We start from the raw sequence: 17583 nt of genomic DNA, 5'->3' as shown, positions 1-17583 counted from the left end.
GTCCCGAATAGAGGTGATAGCTTTCACCCTCGTTTACCAAACGCATTCTCAAGTGTAATAGGCACTCGCTATTGATGTAATAGCCAAGACCTATTATCTATTTTCGTATGTCGCTGATACCTTTGGCGAATACTAAAAACCTTGTTTTTATAGGAAAGATGATGGTAATACCTGAAAACAGCAGCATCGTTATTTTTGGTGCATCGGGAGATCTAACTTACCGCAAGTTAATTCCTGCTTTGTACCACCTGTATGCTAGCAATCAACTACCAAAATCCTTTGCGATTCTTGGAGTGAGCCGTACTGAGTACAGCGATGAGTCTTACCGTGAGAAGCTGAAGAAGTCTCTTCAGGAAATGGAAAAAACTGAGCCAGAGACGCTGAATGCATTTATTGAACATCTGCATTACCAAGCGATCAACACTTCAGATGTAGACGACTACGCTCGTTTAGCACAACGTCTAGACAAGCTTGAGCAAGACTACCAATTCGAAAACCATAACACATTATTCTACTTGGCAACCCCGCCAAGCCTATATGGTGTGATCCCAGCAAACCTTGCTGCGCATGGCCTGAACGATGAAAAGAACGGCTGGCGTCGTCTGATCATCGAGAAACCATTTGGTTACGACTTAGCATCAGCTCAAGCGTTAGATGAAGAGATCCATCATCACTTCCAAGAACACCAGATCTACCGTATCGACCATTACCTTGGTAAAGAGACGGTTCAAAACCTTCTAGTGCTTCGTTTCTCAAACGCGATGTTTGAACCACTGTGGAACCGTAACTTTATTGAATACGTTGAAATCACAGGTGCTGAGTTCCTTGGCGTTGAAGAGCGTGGCGGATACTACGACGGTTCTGGCGCAGTTCGTGACATGTTCCAAAACCACTTGCTACAAGTATTAGCAATGGTTGGTATGGAGCCACCAGCTCAAATCAATGCGGATTCAATTCGTGACGAAGTGGTTAAAGTACTTCAGTGTCTGAAACCACTGGAAGAAGACGACCTGCGTAAAGATTTGGTTCTAGGTCAATACACAGCATCAGATGTTCGTGGTCAGCACTTGCCTGGTTACCGCGAAGAGCATGGTGTCGCAGACGACTCTCGTACTGAAACGTACATTGGTCTTAAAGCACATATCAACAACTGGCGTTGGAATGGTGTTCCTTTCTACGTACGTACGGGTAAACGCTTACCAACACGTGTGACTGAAATCGTGATTCACTTTAAGAACACGCCACACCCAGTGTTTGGTCAAGATGCACCAGAGAATAAGCTGATTATCCGTATCCAACCGGATGAAGGTATTCAGATGAGCTTTGGTTTGAAAGAGCCGGGTGCAGGCTTCAAAGCAAAAGAAGTGAAAATGAACTTCTCTTACTCTGACTTGCCTGAAACTCAAATGCTGACGGCTTATGAGCGTCTTCTTCTTGATGCGCTGAACGGTGATGCGACTCTATTTGCACGTACCGATGCAGTAGAAGCATGTTGGAAGTACGTTCAACCGATCTTAGATCTCAAACAAGACCCTCAAGCACTGTTTGGCTATGCTTGTGGTACTTGGGGCCCGCAAGAAGCCGATGAGCTTCTGCAGCGTGATGGCCGCGCATGGCGTTTCCCATGCAAAAACTTAACAGACACGGATTACTGCGAACTATGATCAATCACAAGATCTTTGCAACGCCTGAACTGGTCGTTGAAAACCTAGCAAATGAAATGAAAGCATACAGCGAGCAGGGCAAACCTGTTCACATTTCATTGTCGGGTGGCAGCACGCCAAAAATGCTTTTCAAGCTTTTAGCTCAAGCGCCATACGCAGAAGGCATTCAATGGAATAACCTTCATTTCTGGTGGGGCGACGAACGTTGCGTGGCACCAGACGACGCTGAAAGCAACTTCGGTGAAGCGAATACACTCTTATTTTCGAAACTAAAAGAGTTTACAAACGTAAACCTTCCTGCAGAGAACATCCACCGCATCCGTGGTGAAGATGAGCCTAAAGCAGAAGCAGAGCGTTTCGCAAAAGAGATGGCAGACGTGATTCCAACTGAAAACGGCACGCCTGTATTCGATTGGATCCTGCTAGGTGTTGGCGCAGACGGCCACACAGCTTCACTATTCCCGGGTGCAACTGACTACCAAGATGAGAACCTATCTGTATTAGCTTCTCACCCAGAGTCGGGCCAGATCCGTGTTTCTAAAACAGCGAGAGTTTTAGAAGCAGCAAAACGAATCAGCTACCTAGTACTGGGTGCAGGTAAAGTTGAGATCGTTAAAGAAATTCATACAACTCCTGCTTCAGAACTGCCTTACCCGGCAGCGAAAATCCAGTCTAAAACTGGCGAAACAGAGTGGTTCCTAGATTCAAATGCAGCAAGTGCTATCGCATAAGTGCGAATAGCCGCAAGGAGATAAAATAATGAAAGGTGATATCGGTGTAATTGGCCTAGCAGTAATGGGTCAGAACCTTATCCTAAACATGAACGACCACGGCTTCAAAGTTGTGGCTCACAACCGTACTGCTGCTAAGGTAGACGAGTTCCTAGAAGGCCCAGCTAAGGGTACTAACATTGTTGGTGCTTACTCTCTAGAAGAGCTAGTTGAGAAACTAGAAGCGCCACGTAAAGTGATGCTTATGGTTCGTGCTGGTGATGTTGTAGATACGTTCATCGACAAGCTTGTACCACTTCTAGACAAAGGCGACATCATCATTGATGGTGGTAACACTAACTTCCCAGACACAAACCGTCGTGTTGCTGCTCTTCGCGAGAAAGGCATCCACTTCATCGGTACGGGTGTTTCTGGTGGTGAAGAAGGTGCTCGTTTCGGTCCTTCTATCATGCCAGGCGGTTCTCCTGAAGCTTGGGAAGCGGTTAAGCCTATCTTCCAAGGTATCTCTGCGAAAACTGACGCAGGTGAGCCTTGTTGTGATTGGGTTGGTAACGACGGTGCTGGTCACTTCGTTAAGATGGTTCATAATGGCATCGAATACGGTGACATGCAGCTTATCACTGAAGCATACCAGTTCATGAAAGATGGCTTAGGTATGAACCACGACGAAATGCAGGCTGTATTTGCTGACTGGAACAAAACTGAGCTAGACAGCTACCTAGTCGAAATCACTGCTGACATCCTTGGCTACAAAGATGAAGACGGTGAAGCGCTAGTTGAGAAGATCCTAGACACTGCTGGCCAAAAAGGTACAGGCAAATGGACAGGTATCAACGCACTAGACATGGGTATCCCACTGACTCTAATCACTGAGTCTGTATTCTCTCGTTGCCTGTCTGCACTTAAAGATCAACGTGTTGAAGCTGAGAAACTGTTCGGCAAGACTGTTGCGCCAGTTGAAGGCGACAAGCAAGAGTGGGTTGATGCAATCCGTCAGGCTCTACTTGCTTCTAAGATCATCTCTTACGCTCAAGGTTTCATGTTAATGCGTGAAGCGTCGAACGAAAACGGCTGGGATCTAAACTACGGTAACGTTGCTCTTATGTGGCGTGGCGGTTGTATCATCCGTTCTGCATTCCTAGGCAACATTCGTGATGCTTACGAAGCGAACCCAGAGATCGCTTTCCTAGGTTCAGATGCATATTTCAAAGGCATCCTAGACAACTGCATGGGCGCTTGGCGTAAAGTTGCAGCTAAGTCTATGGAATCTGGTATCCCAATGCCATGTATGACTTCTGCACTGACGTTCCTAGACGGCTACACTACAGCTCGTCTTCCAGCGAACCTTCTACAAGCTCAACGTGACTACTTCGGTGCTCACACTTACGAACGTACTGACCGTCCACGTGGTGAATTCTTCCACACAAACTGGACTGGTACAGGCGGCGACACTGCTTCTACAACTTACGACGTATAATCGTTAGTTAGAATCAGTAAAGAACACGTTCGTTCTTTCAGCTAAAAACTAGAAAACAAAAGGATGCCAATTGGCATCCTTTTTTGTTGGTTCGCGTTCTCTTACTTAGGCCTGAATAATAAAGGTGTCATAGTTTAAGCTGTCATTAAATGCGGCTGAGCATCGTCATTGTATTGCTCCCGAATTGCCATAAAGCCGTCTAGGTTCTGTTTAAGAGCCACAACACACTCTGGGTCGAACATTGAACCGTTCTGCGCCTCTATGTATTCCATCACTTCATCGAGTGACCACGCGTGCTTATAAGCTCTTTTGCTCATCAGCGCATCGAATACATCGGCTAATGTCACTATTCGAGCCTCTAGTGGTATCGCTGTATTACTCAAAGCATCAGGCAATCCAGAGCCATCAAACCGTTCATGATGGTGGCGCACAATATTCTTGATGAATTGAATCTCTTCACTGCACATCGAGCTGTGGTGGGAAAGGGCAACCACGTCATCAATCATCTCTTCGCCATACAAGGTGTGATTGTTCATGATGTTTCTTTCTTCTTCATTGAAACGCGCGCTACTGAATAACACCTTATCTGGAATTCGATATTTACCTATGTCGTGAAAGGGCGCATATAACCGGATTCGATGAATGAATTGATGGGTAATTTCTCTTTTGGTGTGCGACAGAGTTCGAGCAATTTGTTCACTGTATTTACCCATGCGAATTAGGTGTTCTTTGGTTTCTGGATCTCGAGCATGACCCATATTTAAAGCGATCGCTAAAGAAGATTGAAAGTGACGCTGGCGCTCAAACCACTGAACGAAAAGGCTAGAGATGACTTGAGTGAGATAGGCGATATCACACTGAATAGTTTGGTTAGCAAAAAATCCTGTCGATGAAGCATTGATAAACACAAACCCAAGATTACTTTCTTGATGATGAATCGGTGTTGTATAACTGCTTTGATGACCGAGATCGAGTAGGTGAGATATTTGTTTGGTTGAGCTAATGGTGGTGAGGTCGTTGATGATCCGGGTATCTAAAGACTCAGCCATGCGCGACAAAGCCGATTCTGGCGTAAGTTCTTGCTCGACATGGCGATGTTCGGCTTCTTGGCACAGAGTGTCCGAAACAAAGTAATTCGACGCTCTATTTTCGTTGCATAGCACAACCGAGAGCCTAGACAGAATGGGGTAATGTTCGCGAGCTAGCCGAAAGAGATCATCAACGATGGCGATAATGTCTTTATCTTGGGCGGCTACTCTACTGATTTGGGAGTAGTCAAACATGGTCAAAGCCAACCTTTATTTATAATTATATCATTGTTTAGTATCGTTATTTGTAGGTTTCTATACCACTTCTAACATAGCATCGCGCTGTTAATTAGCAACACTGCGTTCTAATAAGTTTATAATTCATTACTTAAATTAGGGATATTTCATGCTTCTATCATGGTTTTTGTTAACTTGAACGAATTTGGTCGAAATCTAAGAGAAGTACTCGTCGGGAGTGCATGGCGGTATTGCACGCAACATTAGGATGATAAGTGACCATTTTAAAATTAAATTGAAAGATAAATAGGATAACGAGCATGCTTTATGCCATCATAAAGGCATAGATAAGGGCAATGGATGATATGCCCAAATGATTGAGCTAGATATGGTCAGTGATGACGGTGTTCTAGAGTATATTCAAGGCCTTTAGTTGCCTTGAAAAAGGTAAAGATATGACTGAAGAAGAAAGAATCGAACTGCAACAAAACAACCCACTGCACGGCTTAAAGCTAGATACTATGATCACTGAATTAGTGGATCATTACGGTTGGGAAATTTTGGATGCAGCAATGCGCATGAACTGCTTTAACACTAAGCCAACGGTGGTAAGTGCTGTTAAATATCTGAAGAAGACTGAATGGGCTCGTGAGAAGGTTGAAAACTTCTATCTTTACCGTTTCAAGCGTATGCCTAAAGCATCTGATATTGAATACCAAATGCCTCCGCGTTCACGTACGTTCCGCCATGGGTTAGAACCACGTGAGCCAATGGAATTGACGGTTGAATCGATTCTAGCATCACAAGCTAAAGCCGCGTCTGCATTTAAAGAGCGCCGCGGCGGTAACGGTCGTAATTTTCGTCGTTAATAGAAATGCGTCGCTATGTAAAGGTGTAAGTTAAGCATCGTTAGATAGCCAAAGCCTTGACTGCAAAATACAAAAGGAGCCTAAGCGCTCCTTTTTTAATGCGTGTCGCTTAGTCGCTCGTCTTAAGCTTCGCGGTTCTTTCTTTGATTCTTCCAAAGGTCAACGACATAAACAATGGCGCTGATCAGCAAGAATAGCGCTGACACAGAAAACAGAGCGGGCATTTTTAGAATCCACGCGAATGTGGCAGCAAGAAAAGCGACAAAGCAAATGAGTCGACTTGATGACATGACATGACCGAGTTTAATGTTCATAACACCTCCTAATGAAGTCTCACTTTCGACAGGAAAATTATCCCACCTTTGGTCAAATAAAGGCTAAAAAACAGTCTAAATTGTTATCAAATTTGCTAATTGAAGGACTCGCCTCACATATTTTGGCTTGGTTATTTTATAAGCAATAAAATAGCGAGATAGATATTGAGAGGGTGAGTTTTTTCGGTCTCTCCATCCTGTTTGAAGCCTAGAACAGTACTCGGTTTAGTTGACACTAAATCCAGTTTACATAAAACCTAATTTGTATAAAAAAAGTAAGCGGTGATCAAAAAGCTCGCGATGATCACTGTGGTACGAACATATTGTTGTGGGATACGGCGAGAAACTTTTGCTGAATAGTAACCACCAACCAATGTCCCAAACAAAACGGCCATGCCTGACGGCCAATCAATCGAACCATTCACAACAAAGAACACGATTGCCGCGAGTGATGCACACGCAGACACGAGCAATTTGATGCCATTCATTACGTTGATGTTGGTGTAACCAGCCAGAGCTAAGTAACTCAACGTTACTATCCCCAAACCTGCGTTAAAGTAACCACCATAGATACACACGACCAAAAGCAATAAAGCAGAAAAGAATACCCCTGCGCTGGTGGCGTGCTTATGTTTTACTGTTGCTTGCTTAAGCCATTTATTGAGTGTGCCACCAAACGTGAAAAGCAAAGCAGCAAATAGCAGTAGCCAAGGAACGGATTGAGTGAACAGGGCTTCTGGTGTGTGCAGCAGTAGAAATGCTCCGATGCCACCACCAATTACACACAAACCAATGGTCAGTTTTAGCTGCTTAGTACCAGATTGAATTTCGTGGCGTAGAGCGTAGGCTCCGCTAATGTAGCCAGCGCATGAAGCAAAGGTATTGGTCGCGTTGGCTGCAATTGGTGGAACTCCAGCGAACAAAAGAGCAGGGAAGGTGATGAAGCTACCGCCACCCGCAATTGAGTTGAGCACACCGCCAATCACTCCCGATAAGAATAGAATCAACCAATCCATAGTTTTGAATCCAATGCGTTAAATGATGAATCACCTTACTTGATTTTGTTATTAATATCAGGGGTATGTGTTTTTCAGGAGTCGGATTGTGAGTTTGCTACCATCTTAGAGCTGCGGTTTTTTTGAAGTGCTGATACGAAAAAAGGAGCCAATGGCTCCTTTCGTTGAGGTTTCGTTGATTTGGTAGAGTTTTACACTTCTACTGGCTTCGATTTAAAGCTTCTAAATAGTTTTACTAAGATTGGGCTAGATAATACCAGCACAGCCAGAATAGTGAACGTCATCGTGATTGGTCGTTCCCATAGGAAGCTCAGCTCGCCATCGCTGATCATCAATGCACGTCGTAGGTTCTCTTCCATTAATCCACCAAGGATAAAACCTAGGAGTAATGGGGCAAGTGGGAAGTTAGCTAACCTCAGCGCAATCGCGACCATCGCAACAATGAGCATTACAAAAACATCCATCGTGTTGAAAGACACCAAGTACACGCCTGTGATTGAGAAGAAGATAATCATTGGCAGTAGTACCGTTCTTGGTACCGCGAGTAGTTTAGAGATGTAAGGGATTAAAGGCAGATTCAAGATAACCAGTACGATGTTACCAAAGTACATCGAGATGATTACTGACCAAAATACATCTGGGTGTTCAACAAACAAGCGAGGGCCCGGCTGAATACCGTAGGCGATTAGGGCGCCAAGCATGATTGCGGTAGTACCAGAGCCGGGAATCCCAAGCGTCAGTAGCGGAACGAATGAACCACTCGAAGCTGCGTTGTTTGCAGATTCAGGAGCAACAAGACCACGAATACTGCCTTTACCAAACTCTTTCTGTTTGTCTTTTGGCGCAAGGCTACGTTCCATACCGTAACTCAAGAAAGCGGCGATAGTTGCACCAGCACCGGGTAGAACACCCGTAAAGAAGCCGAGAATTGAAGAGCGAATTGAAACTGGCGCCACTTCTTTGAACTCTTCTTTGGTAATTTTCATGCTACCAATATCAGCCATCTTTTGGCTTTCTTCGCCGCTAGTGTCTTTCTCTGGTTTCAAAATACCCATTAAAGTCTCACCTAAAGCGAAGGTTGCCATAGCAAGGAGTAGGAAACTAAAGCCATCCATCAGGTCTGTTAGACCAAATGTGAAACGTTCAACACCAACCCCTTTGTCGATACCAACAGTAGATAGCATCAAACCAAGAATGGTCATCATCCATGCCTTGATTACCTGACCTGGGCCCGCAAACGCCGCTACTGCCGATAAACCTAAGAGCATCAATGCGAAGTAGTCTGAAGACTGGAAGCTCAATGACACGCTTGCTAAAGCCGGAGCCGCAATCAAAAGCATGATTGCCGAAAGCGTGCCGCCAGTGAAAGAAGAGTAAGCCGCGAGTGCAAGTGCTTTACCAGCTTGGCCTTTTTGTGCCATCGGGTAGCCATCGAATGCGGTTACTACCGTTGAAGAGCAACCTGGAGCGTTGATTAATATTGATGACGTCGAGCCACCAAATACAGCGCCGTAGTACACACCAGCCATCAAGATTAGGCCAGAAGAAGGGTCTAGGCCGTATGTAATAGGGATCATCAACGCGATTGCTGAAATTGGACCGAGTCCCGGTAGCATCCCAATAAAGGTACCAACAAAACAGCCAACAATTACCATCATGATGTTCATTGGCATCATGGCGGTCGAAAGTCCTTGTAAAATTCCGTCTAACATAATGTTATCCCTACCAAAGAGTGAAGATTAAACCAGGCTCTAGGTAGATATCTAAGCCTTGAGTTAATAAAAGAAAGAACGCGATAACGAAAGGAAACGACGCGCCAAATAAGACAGCTTTGCGGCGCTCACCCAGTAGGTAAAAGCCTGCAAGTAAGAAGAAGCTGGTTGCTAAAACAAAGCCAAGATAAGTCAGCCCAACACCGTACAGAGCCATTAACACCAAGAAGCCAATAAGCAGTTTCCAGTTCAGCGGCGTAGTGTCGCATGTGACTTTTTTATCCGGCTGTCCGGTTATAAGCAGGATCAACGAAAGGCCAATGCCGATAAACGTTAGCAGGATAGGTAAGGTTCTTGCTGTGAAGGGTTCGTACTCGTCACCGGGGAACAAAGGAATCAGCGTGGTTTGGTAGCCATAGCATAAACACGCAAGCATAAAGAGCATGGCTCCGATGCGATCCTTCGAAAGCAAAGATTCCTTACTCAGAAATTTGGTTGGTAAGTCCGACATATCCAACTCCATTTGGGGTGGTATAAAAAGTAAAAAAGCCGTACATGAGCGAGTCAATGAAATGTCTGGGATCACTAACCAAAGGTAAGCGAATTACGGTACTGGTTTATCAGCCACTTGCGTTTACAACGAATCGGCAAGCGTTAGTAATACGTCTACGAATAAACAAAGGAGTTTGAAGTTAACTCATGCACGGCGAAACAAGGAAAGAGTAAGAGGGCACATAAGCCCTCTATGGTTGTTGGTTATTTCAAGAAACCAAGCTCACGCATTAGGTCGCCCATCTGTTTTTCTTGATCTTCTAGGAAGGCGTAAAAATCTTTGTCAGCTTTGTAGTTGTCGATCCAACCGTTACGGTCACGAACCACTTGCCACTCATCGGTTTTGTACATTTTGCCAAGCGCTACATTCCACTCGTCGATCTTCGCTTGGCTTGTGCCAGGTGCCGCAAAGAAACCACGCCAGTTAGCGAATACGGTTTCGTTGCCGTACTCAGTTAGTGTTGGGATATTCGGTGCAGCGTCAAGACGCTTTGGCGCCGTCACAGCAAGCACTTTTACTTGGCCTGACTTAGACATCTCTAGCACTTCACCAAGGCCAGTAGAAAGCAGCTGTGTTTCGCCAGAAAGCAGTGCCGCCATCGCTTTACCGCCAGCATCGTAGGCAATGTAACGTACTTTTTTAGCATCAAAACCTTCGCCTTTGAACGCTGCAGCAACCACAAGGTGGTCCATGCTGCCACGAGCTGAGCCGCCAGCAATTTTCACTTTACGTGGGTTGATTTCGAACTCTTTAACGACGTCTTCCCAAGTGTTGTACTTAGAATCCGCAGACGCGACGATTGCACCGTAATCGGCAATGGTTGCTGCTACAGGAGTTAGGTCACGGAAAGATTGTGGGAAGATCCCCGTTAGTGAACGAACAACGATAGGCGTTGAGTTCACCATTAGCGTGTCTTCTTGGCGTTGAGCCGTCTCGATTAGGTGAGCAATCGCTTTACCGCCGCCACCACCAGAAAGGTTTTGGAAAGAGACATTTTCTACGATGTCTGATTTCACCAATACATCACCCGTACCACGAGCTGTCATATCCCAACCGCCACCAGCGCCGCCAGGGATTAGGAAGTGGATTTTTTCTACGTCAGCAGCAAAAGTGTTGAAAGAAAAGGTTGCTGCGATAATAGAAGCCGCAAGAGTAGGTTTCAGTGCCTTGAACATGGTTCACGTTCCTTATGTAAGGGATCTCTTCAATGGAGAGAAACTTATGTTTTATATCCAGCTACTAAATACACGAATAGGGTATTGCTTAGTAGATGACGTTAAAGTTAACGGTGTGTTAACGAAATGTCTGTAATGCGGCGATATTGAGAATAAAGAACATTGGATTAATATTGTTCATAAAGTTCACGGGGAGGTGGCTGTAGGATTCTTCTAGCAATAATAACTAGGTTTTTCTTGAGTTTATGTGAACAATTTTTTTGACTGTTGGTCGCTTTATACTGCTGTGTATCATTAAAGAGGGTACTTATTGCGACACAAAGAGTGATATGGAGAGGCGCTCTTTAATATATAGAATAATATGTTGCTAGGTGTGCAGTGCTACTGTAATAATATGATTATAGCTGGCACGTTACATTTCTGAGCTAGTGGTTATTCAAGGATCGAATAATGACAGACAAAAAAATTTCGTTACGATTTACTGTTGGAGGAATGTTTTTACTCGCGACATTTCTTACCGCTGTTGTTGCGGTTTCACTGCAATATTACTTCAGTAAAAAAATGGCGACTGAGAATACCCTATCAAAGTTGACGATGGTGTCCCAAGAGCTGAGTAACTATATCGGCGCGGTTGATTCTGACGCAGCCAATACCGCGCGTTTACTTTCTTCAGTGAAACGTTCTATAAGTAACAAAATATCGAAAGAAGAGTCGCGTAGTATTCTTTCAGAAGCAATTAAAGATAACCCTCTCTTTTATAGTATTTACATTGGCTCATCTAATGAAAACTTCTTCCAAATTATTAATCTAGAATCTGCCCCTGTCGTTAGAGAAAAAATCGGTGCACAACAAAAGGACCGTTGGGTTGTGGTTGAGATTCATAATATAAGGGAGGAGCGCGTCCGTACGACGAAATATTTTGACCAAGAGTTTACGCTAAGAAACTCAACTACGGAGCAGAGCAACTACCTTCCAACAACCAGGCCTTGGTATGTTTCTGCCAATGTTCAGTCGGTCGAAAAAACTCAGCCATATCTTTTCCAGCATTTACAAATTACCGGGCAAACTTATTCTTTAGCGTTTGATTCGAAAATCGAATCTGAAGTTCAACATGTGATTGGTATTGATATTGTGTTGTCTTCTTTAGCTAGCAAACTATCAGGTACGGCGCTTGGCTTAGCAGAAGACAGTAAGGTTGAGTCTTTCTTATATTCGAAATCGGGTAATATTATTGCGTCTAACCTCAAGGTTAACAATCAGGAATCGGAGTTTGATGTATCAACATTGATGCTATCGTCTGAGCAGCAAGCCTTGATTAACGATACCCCTCCGCTGTTAGTGTCTAATCAAAATGATTGGGGGCCGATGGACTTTTCAGTGGCGGGAAAACCAAACGGCTATGCGATAGACCTTCTTAAAATGATTGGTGAGATGACAGGGATCAGGTTTGAATTTGTTAATGGTTTCTCTTGGGGCGAGCTTGTCAGTAAGTTTCAAGAAGGAAGTATTGATGGCCTGCAATCGGTTCAACATTATAAAAATAATGGCATAGATGGCCTATACACGACTCCAATTTATGAATTGCCATTTTCTATCGTGACAAGGGTCGGCGCGAAGGTTGTCACTAATTATGCCGAGCTTGAGGGTAAAAAAGTTGCCATTTTATCTGGGTGGTCAATTATTCCTAAGTTGAGAGAGGATTTTCCGAACATTGATTTAGTTGAATTTGAAAACCTAGAGTCTGCATTTAATTCAATTGAAAGCGAAGAGAACTTTGCTTTCTTAGAAGCAGAACCCGTACTCTCGTTTGCATTAGATAGGTTTTTCCAACCAGGCCTTGTTGTCAATGGGACTCTAGAAGATCTAAAACAGAACTACTCAAACCAATTCCATTTGGTGCTGCAGAGCAAGCATAAACAATTGCTCCCAATCATTGATCAAGCTATCAGTAAGTTAAGTGGTGAACAACTTGATGCCTTAGCGAAAAAGTGGCTGCATGATACCGGCTTTAATACGAATACGACGGTTCCTTATACTGAACTTTATGATTTGACTAAGGAAGCAACGGTTGAAGGCAGTATGGTAAGGGTAGAGTTGAATGGCGAGATCAAGCATCTCTATTTAAAGAAAATAGACACGGGCGAACACTACTCTGAGTATTTTGCGGTATTGATTCCCGAATCTGAAGTCTTCAGTACAGTCAATAAACGTCTAGCAACCTCTGTTGGTGTAACGGTGTTACTGATGAGTTTGACGTTGCCTATTGCTTGGGTTTTTGGTGCGCCGATAGTGCATCCAATTCGCCAATTAGAGGAAGAGACTCATAAGGTTAAGCTGCGTGATTATGACAACGTGACAATTCTTGATACTCGAATCAAAGAAGTGTGGGAATTATCTGTTGCTGTAAAAGATATGGCTATGGAGATTAAACGACATGAACAGATGCAAGAGGCGTTTGTTGAGTCGTTTATCAAGCTCATCGCTCAAGCGATCGATGATAAGTCCGCTTATACGGCAGGGCATTGTAATCGTGTACCAGAACTCGGCTTGATGCTGGCTGACGCGGCGGAACAATCGCAGTCTGAGCACTTCAAAGACTTTGAGTTTAAAAATGATGACGAACGCCGTGAGTTTAGAATTGCGGCTTGGCTTCATGATTGTGGCAAGATCACGACACCGGAACACATCGTCGATAAAGGTACGAAGTTAGAAGCGAACTACAACCGAATCCACGAGGTGAGAACTCGATTTGAAGTACTTTGGCGTGATGCGGAAATCACCGCTTTGAGAAAACAACTTGATGGTACGCTATCAACGCAACTGATAGCCGATGAACTTACGGCAACGAAGCAGCAGCTACAAGATGACTTTGCCTTTATCGCTACGTCGAACGTTGGTGGTGAGTTCATGAGTGACGACAAAGTTGCTCGTATTCGTTCGATCGCTGAGACGACTTGGATGCGTAATTTTGATGACCAACTTGGTCTATCACCGATAGAAGCCTTGAATCGAGAATCGAGTTCAAGCTTGCCAGCGACAGAGCTGCTGTTAAGTGATAAGCCTGAACATATAGTGAAAAGAGATAGGCCGTTAGAGTTCGACCCGAAATATCAAATCAAAATGGATGTGCCGGAGCACCTATACAACTTAGGCGAAGTCTACAATCTGAGCATTGCACGTGGCACGTTAACTGCTGAAGACCGATTCAAGATAAATGAGCATATGCTTGGCACGATTAAGATGCTTGAGAACCTGCCATTCCCGAAAGAACTAAGCCGTGTTCCTCGCTATGCTTCGACGCACCATGAAACACTCAAAGGCACTGGGTATCCAAGGAGGTTAACTGGCGATGATCTTTCAATTCCAGAACGTATTCTCGTGATATCGGATATTTTTGAGGCGCTAACTGCTGCGGATAGGCCGTACAAGAAAGCGAAGCCAATCAGTGTTGCTGTCGACATCATGTACAAAATGGCGTTGGACGAGCATCTCGATATAGAACTGTTTAGGTTGTTTCTAACTAGCGGGACACATATCCGTTATGCCGAAACGTATTTAAAACCGGAACAGATCGATCATATAGACCTATCAAAATATGTAGTTGAAGGCGTCGCTGCTTAACTTTGCCAGAAAGCATGAATGGCTGTTGACGTCACTTCATGTAGTGAGTTGGGGTTTCTCCGGTGTGTTGCTTAAAGAAATGAATAAACGCACTGTCACTGGAGAACTCTAACTCGTGGGCAACCGCAGAGACACTCTTTTTTTCTGACAATTGCTCAATGGCACTTAACAGCCTCCATTGTTGACGCCAAGCTTGGTAAGGCATCCCCGTTTCTTTGATGAATAATCGGCTTACGGTCTTGCTGCTTGCTCCAATATGCTTGGCCATTTCATTGAGTGGTTGAGGTAACTGTGTTCCTAGTTTTACTTTTTCTAACCACAACGCTAATCGTTTATCTTTGGGTAAAGGCAGCGTTAGCTCGTTCCTTTCTGCGTAAGAAAGTTCCTCGCAACACAACGCCAATGTGTTTTGTTGCTCTTCATTAGGTTTATCCCAATCCCAAAAAGCCATTCGTTCGATCAACTCCTTTAGTAGTGGTGTGACGTTAAGAATACTTAACTCTTCAGGCAAGTTTTTAATGCGAAGAGGATCAAAATAAAGCGAACGATAGGCCACGACATTGGTCATGGTTGCACAATGCTCAATTCCCGCGGGTATCCAGGCAACTTTGGTGGGCGGCAACACACAATGCATTCCGTCGAGGGTAATACTGATGCAACCATGTGGTGCAAATAACAATTGTGTACGGTTGTGTGTATGCATACCAGAATCGTGCCTGCCGACTTGGGCAGCAATGCCGACAAAGGGATAGGGCATTCCATCAACATAAAAAGGTGTGTTGTCATCGATCAACATGATTTGTCCTTATTTTGATGTTTGTTGTTCTACTGTTGATATTTGAACACAAATGAAATCCATATACTTCTCTTATTCCAGTTTTAGAAGAGAATAATATGAATAAAAAACCCCATATGGGACTGATCATCATTCTGTTGATGTTCCCCCAAATTGTTGAAACTATCTACAGCCCAGTATTGCCGCACTTAGTTGATTATTTTGGTGTATCAATGGCAAGTGCAAGTCAAACCTTGTCGATTTACTTTATTGCTTTTGCTGTGGGTGTTGTTTTTTGGGGACGAGTTTCTGATCTTATTGGCCGCAGAAAAGCGATGTTGTGTGGTTTGTTTACTTATGGTGTTGGTTGCCTGTTAGCCATCACGGCAACTCAATTTGATATGGTCATGATTGCGCGGGTTGTTTCAGCTTTTGGGGCGGCGGTAGGCTCAGTTATTGGGCAAACAATATTGCGAGATAGCTATGAAGGCAAAGAGCTAGGGAAAGTGTTTTCGCTAGCAATTGTTGCAGTATCAATCAGCCCTGTTGTTGGCTTAATGTCAGGAGGATTGATTGCTGAATATTTTGGACACTTAGTGGTGTTCAGTTTACTGCTTGTCATGGCTTTTATATTGCTGATCGTATCGGCCTTTTCTTTACCCGAAACGAAACCTGCTGATACTAAAACAGTCAGCTTTATTGGTACTTTCACGATAATGCTAAAAGATAGGGATATTTGGAAAAGTGCGATTCTTGTGGCTTGCTTTAATGTCATGATGTTTAGCTATTATTCCTTAGCGCCATTTATGTTCAGCCAGTTTGGCTTAAGTTCCATTGAATTTGGTTACAGTGGCGTGATATTAGCGGCAGCATCTGTTTTAGGAAGCTCGATGAATAAACGATTGCTGGTAAAAGAATGGGGTTCCCAACGACTCATTCAGATCGCGGTGTTAATCAGCTTTGTTGGGGCTGTTCAGGTGTACTTTTGCCAAGACAGCCTTTGGTTTCTTTTAGGAATGGCTGCTGTGGTTGTAGGGTTTGGTATGGCAAGTCCTAATATATTTAGTACGGCGTTGGTCAATTATAAACAGCAAGCAGGCACGGCAGGGGCGGTTCTAGGATTGTTGTATTACTGTTTAATTGGTGGGGGACTAGGACTTGCTGGTGAGATTGGTAACTTAGGGGTTGTGCTAATAGGAATGTCGTTATTGGCAAGCACCATGTTGATGTCTCGTGATTAACCTATTTTAAGAGTGTTAACCTTGTGAATAATAAAGAGAGGCGATCATTGCTTCTCTTTTTTTTGGTCTAAATCGCTGATGAGTAGAAATGAATACTATATCTAAAAGGTGGATGGCAAGTTGTCGACACATCGATTTCTAATAATTGTAGGGTAAGTCAGGGTTTGTTGAGTTTCTTCTAGATTAATTCATTTATTAACAGCTGGTTAAGTTATTATTTGCGTGTTTTCTAACAAACTTTATCGTCTATAAAAAATACTACCTTAGTCTAAATTGTCGACAATCTACTTGATTGTCGACAATTTGATCGTGTATTTTATGTTCATGTTATGAAATTGTTGACAGTTAGGGTCGGCAATCAGAAGTGAGCAGCGTGAATATGAATACTGCGATAAAAGATCTCACCTTAAGTGCAAACACGAAAACACGTGTGAGCGACAAAGAAAACACCAAGTCGGAAAATCTGACTGAGTACCTCGTTGAGGCGATTGTTAACGGTGAATTAGCACCGGGCAGTAAGATCTCGGAGCCTGAACTGGCTAAACGCTTCGAGGTAAGTCGAGGTCCATTACGTGAAGCGATAATGCGTGTGGAAGGACTTGGCCTGATAGAACGTATTCCACATGTTGGTGCGCGAGTTATTACTTTTTCTGCAGACAAACTGCTAGAGCTTTACGCGGTGCGAGAGGCATTGGAAGGCATGGCGGCTCGCTTAGCCGCGCGACATATTACACAAGAAGAGCTTATCGGGCTTGAAGGATTATTGTCGACACACTCAAAGCACATCGATGAAGTCGAAGGTTCTTCTTACTTTCATCAACATGGGGATTTTGATTTCCATTACCGCATTATCAAAGCGAGTCGTAACAGCAAACTCATTTCGCTGCTGTGTGATGAGCTTTATCACCTATTACGCATGTATCGCTATCAATCGCCTAGGGCTCAGTCTCGACCAAAAGAGGCGCTCGATGAACACAAATACATCCTACAAGCGATTCGTAATCGTGATGAAGAGCTAGCAGAAATGCTAATGCGACGACACATCTCGGGTAGTCGATTGCTTATAGAACAACAAATTCAATCCAAAGATCTTGATTAAGCGACCATTGGAACCTGTCAGCAGATCAGTGCTGGCGATAATCAAAAGCCGTAAGTCTTAAAGATTAGCTA

Annotated in this window: 14 protein-coding genes; 7 read left to right on the top strand and 7 right to left on the bottom strand. The window is 43.9% G+C overall.

All coding sequences use genetic code 11. The annotated features are described in order from the left end of the window. The first annotated feature begins 161 nt into the window (after positions 1-161). From zwf to gnd, 3 genes are read left to right on the top strand one after another with little or no spacing between them, the layout of a single operon-like run. Positions 162-1664: a glucose-6-phosphate dehydrogenase gene (gene zwf / locus NX845_RS14210; RefSeq protein WP_004733585.1), complete on the top strand. Its 1503-nt coding sequence runs from the start codon at positions 162-164 to the stop codon at positions 1662-1664. Beyond that, a complete protein-coding gene (gene pgl / locus NX845_RS14205) occupies positions 1661-2395 on the top strand; it encodes a 6-phosphogluconolactonase (RefSeq protein WP_017093220.1) in 735 nt (244 codons plus the stop codon). The genes zwf and pgl overlap by 4 nt, the downstream gene beginning before the upstream one ends. A 28-nt stretch (positions 2396-2423) precedes the next feature. Further along, positions 2424-3872, top strand: a complete 1449-nt coding sequence (gene gnd / locus NX845_RS14200; protein WP_004733587.1) for a decarboxylating NADP(+)-dependent phosphogluconate dehydrogenase — start codon at positions 2424-2426, stop codon at positions 3870-3872. Positions 3873-4006: 134 nt separating this feature from the next. Here gnd and NX845_RS14195 read toward each other — a convergent pair whose 3' ends face one another. Beyond that, the gene (locus NX845_RS14195; protein ID WP_065682193.1) at positions 4007-5167 is read right to left on the bottom strand and encodes an HD-GYP domain-containing protein; all 1161 of its coding nucleotides are present in this window, start codon (positions 5165-5167) and stop codon (positions 4007-4009) included. 425 nt (positions 5168-5592) lie between these two features. On the opposite strand from NX845_RS14195, the gene NX845_RS14190 reads away from it, so the two are divergent. Beyond that, on the top strand, positions 5593-6006 hold the full coding sequence (locus tag NX845_RS14190) for a VF530 family DNA-binding protein (protein ID WP_017093987.1): 414 nt from the start codon (positions 5593-5595) through the stop codon (positions 6004-6006). Between the two features lie 122 nt (positions 6007-6128). On the opposite strand, the gene NX845_RS14185 is transcribed toward NX845_RS14190, so the two are convergent. The 5 genes from NX845_RS14185 to NX845_RS14165 all read right to left on the bottom strand — a co-directional run bounded on the left by NX845_RS14185 (position 6129) and on the right by NX845_RS14165 (position 10776). Beyond that, on the bottom strand, positions 6129-6320 hold the full coding sequence (locus tag NX845_RS14185) for a hypothetical protein (RefSeq protein ID WP_004733590.1): 192 nt from the start codon (positions 6318-6320) through the stop codon (positions 6129-6131). Positions 6321-6577: 257 nt separating this feature from the next. After that, complete coding sequence (locus NX845_RS14180) at positions 6578-7336, bottom strand: sulfite exporter TauE/SafE family protein (protein ID WP_065682192.1); 759 nt, start codon at positions 7334-7336, stop codon at positions 6578-6580. Positions 7337-7527: 191 nt separating this feature from the next. Beyond that, entirely contained in the window at positions 7528-9048 is a 1521-nt protein-coding gene (locus tag NX845_RS14175; protein WP_065682191.1) for a tripartite tricarboxylate transporter permease, read from the bottom strand. 10 nt (positions 9049-9058) lie between these two features. Further along, the gene (locus NX845_RS14170; RefSeq protein WP_004733594.1) at positions 9059-9559 is read right to left on the bottom strand and encodes a tripartite tricarboxylate transporter TctB family protein; all 501 of its coding nucleotides are present in this window, start codon (positions 9557-9559) and stop codon (positions 9059-9061) included. 245 nt (positions 9560-9804) lie between these two features. Then, entirely contained in the window at positions 9805-10776 is a 972-nt protein-coding gene (locus NX845_RS14165) for a tripartite tricarboxylate transporter substrate binding protein (protein WP_065682190.1), read from the bottom strand. A gap of 450 nt (positions 10777-11226) precedes the next feature. On the opposite strand from NX845_RS14165, the gene NX845_RS14160 reads away from it, so the two are divergent. After that, positions 11227-14397 (top strand): HD domain-containing phosphohydrolase, encoded by a 3171-nt coding sequence (locus tag NX845_RS14160; RefSeq protein WP_260256936.1) that lies wholly within the window; start codon positions 11227-11229, stop codon positions 14395-14397. A 31-nt stretch (positions 14398-14428) separates the two neighbouring features. On the opposite strand, the gene NX845_RS14155 is transcribed toward NX845_RS14160, so the two are convergent. Then, positions 14429-15193, bottom strand: coding sequence for a helix-turn-helix domain-containing protein (locus NX845_RS14155; protein WP_065682188.1), 765 nt, complete (start codon positions 15191-15193; stop codon positions 14429-14431). 98 nt (positions 15194-15291) lie between these two features. Between NX845_RS14155 and NX845_RS14150 the strand changes: the two genes are divergently transcribed. Together NX845_RS14150 and NX845_RS14145 are read left to right on the top strand one after the other, a co-directional pair. Then, a complete protein-coding gene (locus NX845_RS14150) occupies positions 15292-16413 on the top strand; it encodes a multidrug effflux MFS transporter (RefSeq protein ID WP_139101536.1) in 1122 nt (373 codons plus the stop codon). 379 nt (positions 16414-16792) lie between these two features. Further along, a complete protein-coding gene (locus tag NX845_RS14145) occupies positions 16793-17512 on the top strand; it encodes a GntR family transcriptional regulator (protein WP_017071741.1) in 720 nt (239 codons plus the stop codon). The last annotated feature ends 71 nt before the right edge of the window (positions 17513-17583 follow it).

This window comes from Vibrio sp. NC2, from assembly GCF_025195005.1.
GTDB lineage: Bacteria > Pseudomonadota > Gammaproteobacteria > Enterobacterales > Vibrionaceae > Vibrio > Vibrio splendidus.
Note: the sequence above shows the minus strand (reverse complement) of the source record. Positions and strands in the feature narration are given on the sequence as shown.